The sequence below is a fragment of the Sinosporangium siamense genome, from assembly GCF_016863435.1.
GTDB classification, from domain to species: Bacteria; Actinomycetota; Actinomycetes; order Streptosporangiales; family Streptosporangiaceae; genus Sinosporangium; species Sinosporangium siamense.
On record NZ_BOOW01000040.1, the window covers coordinates 30,451 to 37,828 of the forward strand.

Here is a 7,378-nt window from a genome sequence, read left to right on the forward strand (position 1 = left end):
AACTCATCGCGGCCGGCCGGAAGAGCTTGCCCGAAAGCCCAAAACTCACTCTGCGTGATGTCATAGTGACGCTGTGGACCTACGGCCGATAGACGGTGCGACAGCGGCGGCGATGCGCGACGGAGTCCGCGGCAAGGTGGGATCCCTGGCCCGCGCGGGCGGGGTGACCGCGCGCCGGTGGACGCCGCCCGCGCTGCTGGCCACGCTGTCGGCGGCGGCGTTCGCCCCCGCCTTGGCCTCCGGGCTGGGCGCGGCGGCGCTGGCGTCCGCCGCCGTCGCGACGTTCGCCTCGATCGGCGCCAACGTGCTGACCGACGTCATCCGCAAGGGCATTGCGAGGATCCCGCCAGGGGAGGTCCCGTCGTCGCTCGAACCGGCGCTGGAGGAGTGGATCGGGCAGGAGCTTGAGACCGGAGGCCCGCGGGCGGACACACTCCGCGCGGAGATCGCCGAGATCTTCCGCGACGTCGGCGCGGTGGGCGAGGCGGTGAAGACCGCCGTCCTGTCGGGCGACCGGGACCTGCAGGAGCGGCTGACCATCGACCTCGGCATGCTGGGCGAGCGCTTCACCGAGTTCGGGTTCGTGCTGGAGGTCGTGCGGGCCGAGCTTCGCTCCCTGCTGTCCGAGGTCGGCAACCTGGCCGACCTGCACTACGACCTGCTGTCCGACGTGCGGCAACTCCTCGAGCTCGCCAAGGTCGTGGAGCGCGGCACCGGGCACGGGCCCGTCTCGATCGCCCGGCTTGACGGGCCTCCCTATCGGGGGCTCATGCCGTATGGGCAGGACGACGCCGGCGTCTTCTACGGCCGCGAGCGCGCGACCGTCGCGCTGCTGGCCGCCGTGTCCCAGCGGCAGGTCGGCAACGGCCTGCTCGTGGTGACGGGCGCCTCGGGCGCGGGCAAGTCGTCGCTGCTGCGCGCCGGGCTGATGCCGGCGGTCGCCGGGGGAGCGTTGTCGCCGGAGGCCGCCGCCTGGCCCCGCCGGGTGCTGGAGCAGACCGCCGGCACCCCGCTGGAACGCCTGGCCGGCCTGCTGGCCGCCATGGCGGGCACCGCCGTCGACGGTGTGCTCGACACCCTCCGTGAGCGGCCGGAACGCGCCCACCTGCTGGTCCGCCAGTCCGTAGAGGCCGACGCCCGCCGGCGCGGTCTGAGCGACGAGCGGGCCGCGCGCTGCCGCCTGCTGCTCGTCGTCGACCACTTCGAGGAGGTCCTCACCGCGAGCGGCGAAACCGCGAGCGGCGACCGGGAGGCGTTCGTCGCCGCGCTGCACGCCGCCACCGTCCCGCGCGAGCCCGGCCAGGCGCCCGCGGCGCTCGTGGTGGTGGCGGTGCGCGGCGACTTCCTCGACCGCTTCGCCGCCCACCCGCCGCTGGCCGCCGCCCTCCACCGCGGGCAGTTCATCGTGGGCACGATGGCCGAGTCGGACCTCCACAGCGCTGTCACAGGGCCCGCCCAGGCCGCCGGGCTGGAGATCGAGCCGGGCCTCACCGAGCTGATCCTGCGCGACCTGCGCTCACCCGGCGGCGAGCCCGGGGCCGGGGTGCTGCCGCTGCTGTCGCAGGCCATGTTGTCCACCTGGCAGCACCGCGAGGGCACACGGCTGACGCGGCGGAGCTACGCCCTCGCAGGCGGGATCGCCGAGGCGGTCGACACCGGAGCGGAGGAGGCCTACGCCTCCCTCGGGGAGGCCGAGCGGGCGGCGGCGCGGCTGCTGTTCGACCGGCTCACCCTCGCCTCACCGCAGCGCGGCGGCGAGGCCCGCCGCACCGTCACCATCGAGGCGCTGTACGGCGAGAGCCCAGACGGCGAACGTGCCGCCATGCGCCGGGCCGTCGAGGTCTTCGCCGAGCGGCGGCTCCTCGTGGTCGACGACGACTCCGTGCGCATCGGCCACGACGTGCTCCTCACCGCCTGGGGGCGGCTGCGCGGCTGGCTGGAGGAGCAGCGGGCCGGGCGCGCCCTGCTCGGGGAGCTGATCGCGGAGGCCGAGAGGTGGGACGACAACGACAGGGCCGCGGGCTTCCTGTGCCGCGGCGAACGCCTGGCGACGCTGATGGAGGCGGTCCCGGCCTGGGAGGCCGACCCCGACTGGCTCCGGCTTCTGCTCGGACTGCCCGAGGACTATCTGCTCGCCTGCCTCGCGGCCGAGGCCCGCACCTCCCGGATGCGGTGGCGCATGAGGGCCGGCTTAGCCGTACTCCTCGTGGTCGCCGTCGTCACGGCGGTCCTCGCCTTCTCCTCCCAGCAGGACGCCCTCCACGCCGAACGCGAGGCCGACCGGCGGCGGGATGACGCGGTGTCGGGGGAGCTCGCCGCCCGCAGCCAGCTCCTCACGAACGATCCGGTCGGCGCGGCGCTCACGGCGGCGGCCGGCTGGCGCGTCAAGGAGTCCGCCGAGACCAGGCACAGCCTGCTCGTCGCCTGGAGCAACCCGGCCCGCGCGGTTGTGCCGAGCGGCGACGTCAACTCGGTGGCCTTCCACCCCGACGGCACGGCGTTCGCCACCGGCGGCGCCGACGGGACGGCCCGGCTGTGGGACGCGCGGACCAGGCACCCGATCGGCACGCCGATGAGCGGCCACGCGGGGCCGGTCGACGCGGTGGCGTACAGCCCCGACGGCACCCTGCTCGCCACGGGCAGCCACGACGGCAGGGCGATGCTGTGGGACACGCGGACCCGCCGCGCCGTGAGCGACCCCCTCGCGGCGCACACCGACAGGATCGAGTCCCTCGCGTTCAGCCCCGACGGGCGGGTGCTGGCCACGGCGGGCGACGACCGGAACGTGTGGCTCTGGGATGTTCGGACCCGCCGCGCCCTCGGCCGCCTTCCCCGCCACACCGAGGAGGTCGAGGCGGTGGTGTTCAGCCCCGACGGCTCGCGGATCGCCACCGGCGACGCCGGCGGCGAGGTGCGGCTGTGGCACGCGGGCACGCGCCACCTCGCCGGTGCGCCCGTCGCCGCCCACACCGGCGAGATCGAGTCGCTGGCCTTCCACCCGAGGGGCACCGTGCTCGTCTCCGCGGGCCGCGACGGCGCCGCCCGGCTGTGGGACACGCGGACCCGCCGCCCTCTCGGCGCGCGCCTGCACGCGCACGACTCGGTCGTGGAGTCGGTGGCGTTCAGCCCGGACGGCGCGAAACTCGCCACCGGAGGCGCCGACAACATCGTGCTCCTGTGGGACCTGCGCACACGCGAACCCGTCGGCGCGCCGCTGACCGGCCACCACGGCGACGTCGAGGCGCTGGCCTTCAGCCCGGACGGCGCGGCACTCGTCAGCGGCGGCACCGACGGCACGACACGCGTGTGGGACGTCCGCACCCGCCGCCCTCTCGGCGCCTCCCTGCCCGGCCACGCCGCCGGGACCGACTCCGTCGCCTTCCACCCCGGCGGCCAGCTCATGGCCACCGGCGGATACGACGGGACGGTGCGGTTGTGGGACGTGCGGACCCGCCGCCCCGTCGGCGGCCCGCTGACCGGACCCACCGGCCGGGTCGACTCGCTGGCCTTCAGCCCGAAGGGCGACTTGCTCGCCACCGGGGGCGTGGACGGCGTCGTGCGGCTGTGGAACGTCAAGACCCGCCGCCCCGTCGGCAAACCCATGATCGGCCACTCCCGCTCGATCGACTCGCTGGCCTTCAACCCGCACGGCAGCCTCCTCGCCACCGGCGGCGAGGACCACGCCGTCCGGTTGTGGAACGTCCGGACCGGTGCCCCCATCGGCGGCCCCCTCACCGGCCACACCGACCAGGTCGAGTCGGTCGCGTTCGACCGGGAGGGCGCGACGCTCGCCTCGGGCGGCTCCGACGGCACCGTCCGGCTCTGGAACGTCGCCACCCTCACCCTCGTCGGCGCCCCCATCAACGCTCACAACGACGCCGTCGAGGCCGTCGCGTTCCACCCCGGCGGCGCCCTGCTCGCCACGGGCGGCGACGACGGCACGGCCCGCCTGTGGGAGGTCGCGACGCGCCGCGCCAGGGGCGCGCCCCTGTCCGGTCACACCGGCGACGTCGAGGCCCTGGTGTTCAGCCCCGACGGCACGACCCTCGCCACCGGGAGCGACGACGAGACGGTGGGGCTGTGGGACGTCGAGACGCAGCGGCCCCTCGGGGCTCGCCTGGTGGGTCACGACGGGGACATCGGCGCTCTGGCCTTCCATCCGCAGGGGGCGATCCTCGCCTCCGGCGGCACCGACGGCACGGTGATGTTGTGGGACACGGCTGTCCCTGACGACCTTTACCAGGCCGTCTGCTCGATCCCCGGGCGTTCGCTCACACGTGAGGAGTGGCGGCGGCTGGTCGCGGAGGTGGACTACCGGCAGGTGTGCTGAGCGGCTGGACGTCCAGACGGCTCAGATGTGTTCGGAGATGAGCACCGCGAAGGTGTCGGGCTCCAGGGCCTTGAACATGTGCGGCTCGTCGCCCGGATAGGTCACGTAGTCGCCCGGCCGCAGTTCGACCGGTGCGTCGGGCGGGCCGATCAGAGCGCGGCCCGCGCCGAGCACCACGTGCTCGGTGGTGCCGGGTCCGTGCGGCTCCGACAGCCGGGGCTCACCCGGCTGGAAGGAGATCCGGTAGATGTCCTGGCGGGCGTTGGGCCGGCTGCCCGCCAGTAGGGTGGCGGCGTAGTCGGCCTTCTCCGAGTAGGTGGCGATGCCCTCGCCGACCCGGATCACATGCACCTTGGGCCGGGGCGGGTCGACCAGGCGGCTGAACGGCACGCCGAGGGCGACCGCGAGCGCCCACAGGGTCTCCACGCTCGGGTTGCCGGTGCCGGACTCCAGGTTGGACAGGGTGGACTTGGAGAGGCCGGCCTTCTTGGCGAGTTCGGAGAGGGACATGCCGGTGCGGCCGCGTTCGCGGCGGATCGCGGTCGCGATCATCCTGATCGGGTCGAGGGTGTTCTCCTCGGTCGCGCCGTTCCCCATGGCGTTCGCTCCGTAAGTCCGATTTGACGAAACAATCCGATGTGTCCACTCTAATGGACATGCGTTCGATGTGGCGAACACTTGATCGTGGCACTCTGCGGGATATCGCCCTAGTCTGCCTTGCCAACTCCCTCGTGGCCGTCTCCTTCGGCGCGATCGCCGTGACCGGCGGGCTCCCCGCGTGGGTGCCGATCGTCATGTCGATCGTGGTCTTCGCCGGCGGCGCCCAGTTCGCGGCGCTCGGCATCGCCATGGCCGGGGGCGGCGCGGTCGCCGCCGTCGCCGCCGGGCTGCTGCTCAACGCCCGGCTTCTGCCGTTCGGCTTCGCCGTCGCCGACATCCTCAAGGGGCGGTGGTGGAGCCGCCTGATCGGCGCCCATCTGACCACAGACGAGTCCGTGGCCTTCGCCCTGCGCCACCGCGAGCCCGCCCTGCGCCGTGCCTCCTTCTGGATCTGCGCGGTCGCGATGTTCGTCAGCTGGAACATCGCCGTCGCACTCGGCACCTTCGCCGGCGGATTCGTCGGCGACACCGCCGCCTTCGGGCTCGACGCCGCCTTCCCCGCCGTGCTCCTCGCCCTCGCCCTGCCCGCGCTCAACGACCGCGGCACCCGCGAGGCCGCCCTGATCGGCGCGGTCGTCGCCGTCGCCGCCACACCCCTGCTGCCCGCCGGGCTGCCGGTGCTGCTCGCCCTCATCGGCCTCGTCGCCGCCGTCCGCCGCCCCGCTCTGCTCGAAGCCGAGACCGCTGAGGGAGCCGTGGGCGCCGGGAGAAAAGTGATCTGATGTCTCTCCTCGCCATCGCCGTCCTCGCCGCGGGAACCCTCGCCTTCCGCCTGGCCGGCCCCCTGCTCCAAGACCGGGTGACCATTCCCGAGCCGCTGCGCAGACTGCTGTCGATCGCCGCGGTGGTCCTGCTCATCGCGCTCGCCTGCACCGCCGCCCTCACCCAGGGGTACGGCTTCGCCGGCTGGGCCCGGCCCGCCGGTGTGCTGGTCGGGGCCGTGCTCGCGCTGCGGCGCGTGCCACTGCCCGCCGTGGTGATCGCGGCCGCAGGGACCACGGCGGTGCTCCGCCTGCTCGGCGTCGAGTGAGCCGGAAGCACTGAGCGGAAGTCTCGAAAATTCCTTAGCCCGTTGCTGGTTGCCTGGCTGTGCCGGGCTGTGCCGTACACCGCCCGGACGGGGCTGTGCTCTAACGGGAAGGTGAGACGGATGTCCAAGCGAGCGTTGATCACCGGGGTGACCGGTCAGGACGGCTCCTATCTGGCGGAGTATCTGATCGGCCTCGGCTATCGGGTCTGGGGCCTGGCCCGGGGACAGGCCAACCCGCGGAAGGACCGCGTGAGCCGGTTGATCCCCGACTTGGAGTTCGTCGACGGCGATCTCATGGACCAGGGGAGTCTGGTGTCGGCCGTGGACGCCGTACAACCCGACGAGGTCTACAACCTCGGTGCCGTCTCGTTTGTCCCGATGTCGTGGCAGCAGCCGGAGCTCGTCACCGAGGTCAACGGCACCGGGGTCTTGCGGGTGCTGGAGGCCATCCGCATGGTCAGCGGGCTGAACAGGCCGGTGGGCGGGGGCAACGGGGCCGGGCGCATACGGTTCTACCAGGCGTCGTCGTCGGAGATGTTCGGCATGGTCGCCGAGTCCCCGCAGACCGAGACGACCTCCTTCCACCCGCGCAGTCCTTATGGTGTGGCCAAGACCTACGGGCACTACATCACGTGCAACTATCGCGAGTCCTACGGGATGTACGGCGTGTCGGGCATCCTGTTCAACCACGAGTCGCCCCGCCGGGGGGCCGAGTTCGTGACGCGGAAGATCTCCCTGGCCGCCGCGCAGATCAAACTCGGCCTGCAGGACCGCCTCAACCTCGGCAACCTCGACGCCGTCCGCGACTGGGGCTTCGCCGGGGACTACGTCCGCGCCATGCACCTGATGCTCCAGCAGGACGAGCCCGGCGACTACGTCGTGGGCACCGGCGTCATGCACTCCGTCCGCGACGTGGCCCGCGTCGCGTTCGAGTGCGCCGGTCTTCACTGGGAGGACCACGTCTCGGTCGACCCCGGCCTCGTCCGCCCGGCGGAGGTCGAGACGCTTTGCGCCGACGCCGGCAACGCCCGCAGGGACCTCGGGTGGGAGCCCAAGGTGGGCTTCGAGGAGCTGATCCAGATGATGGTGGAGTCCGACCTCGCCCAGGCCCGCCTGGTGCGCGACTACGGCCCCGTCCTGTCAGGGGCCCGCTGGTAGCCCGCCCCGCCGGTACGGCGCAGCCCGCTTCACCGCCTCCGGCACGGCCGGGCGGCGGGGCGCCGCCGTTCACTAGGAATTTCCCGGACCGGCCGCCTGGACACTGAGCGCTGGTGTGCGGGAAGGCGTCGTCCACCGCGCATGTGGCATGCGCTGAATCCCCTGCGTTCGTCGGTCTCCCAGATGGGTGTGAGTTTGAT

Annotated in this window: 5 protein-coding genes; 4 read left to right on the forward strand and 1 reads right to left on the reverse strand. The window is 73.2% G+C overall.

From position 1 onward, the window contains the following. Positions 1–112: 112 nt before the first annotated feature. On the forward strand, positions 113–4,330 hold the full coding sequence (locus Ssi02_RS30035) for a WD40 repeat domain-containing protein (RefSeq protein ID WP_204030976.1): 4,218 nt from the start codon (positions 113–115) through the stop codon (positions 4,328–4,330). Positions 4,331–4,351: 21 nt separating this feature from the next. On the opposite strand, the gene Ssi02_RS30040 is transcribed toward Ssi02_RS30035, so the two are convergent. Beyond that, positions 4,352–4,927 (reverse strand): helix-turn-helix domain-containing protein, encoded by a 576-nt coding sequence (locus Ssi02_RS30040; RefSeq protein ID WP_239130034.1) that lies wholly within the window; start codon positions 4,925–4,927, stop codon positions 4,352–4,354. A 68-nt stretch (positions 4,928–4,995) separates the two neighbouring features. On the opposite strand from Ssi02_RS30040, the gene Ssi02_RS30045 reads away from it, so the two are divergent. The 3 genes from Ssi02_RS30045 to Ssi02_RS30055 all read left to right on the forward strand — a co-directional run bounded on the left by Ssi02_RS30045 (position 4,996) and on the right by Ssi02_RS30055 (position 7,178). Continuing rightward, positions 4,996–5,712: an AzlC family ABC transporter permease gene (locus Ssi02_RS30045; RefSeq protein WP_239130037.1), complete on the forward strand. Its 717-nt coding sequence runs from the start codon at positions 4,996–4,998 to the stop codon at positions 5,710–5,712. Then, complete coding sequence (locus Ssi02_RS30050; RefSeq protein ID WP_204030977.1) at positions 5,712–6,020, forward strand: AzlD domain-containing protein; 309 nt, start codon at positions 5,712–5,714, stop codon at positions 6,018–6,020. Before Ssi02_RS30045 ends, Ssi02_RS30050 begins: the two co-directional genes overlap by 1 nt. A gap of 120 nt (positions 6,021–6,140) precedes the next feature. Further along, positions 6,141–7,178: a GDP-mannose 4,6-dehydratase gene (locus tag Ssi02_RS30055; RefSeq protein WP_204030978.1), complete on the forward strand. Its 1,038-nt coding sequence runs from the start codon at positions 6,141–6,143 to the stop codon at positions 7,176–7,178. Positions 7,179–7,378 lie beyond the last annotated feature (200 nt).

Excerpts from the sequence above, each read along its gene's own strand:
- Ssi02_RS30045 (WP_239130037.1), top strand. The coding sequence starts at position 4,996 with ATGTGGCGAACACTTGATCGTGGCACTCTGCGGGATATCGCCCTAGTC.
- Ssi02_RS30050 (WP_204030977.1), top strand. The coding sequence starts at position 5,712 with ATGTCTCTCCTCGCCATCGCCGTCCTCGCCGCGGGAACCCTCGCCTTC.
- Ssi02_RS30055 (WP_204030978.1), top strand. The coding sequence starts at position 6,141 with ATGTCCAAGCGAGCGTTGATCACCGGGGTGACCGGTCAGGACGGCTCC.
- Ssi02_RS30035 (WP_204030976.1), top strand. The coding sequence starts at position 113 with ATGCGCGACGGAGTCCGCGGCAAGGTGGGATCCCTGGCCCGCGCGGGC.
- Ssi02_RS30040 (WP_239130034.1), bottom strand. The coding sequence starts at position 4,927 with ATGGGGAACGGCGCGACCGAGGAGAACACCCTCGACCCGATCAGGATG.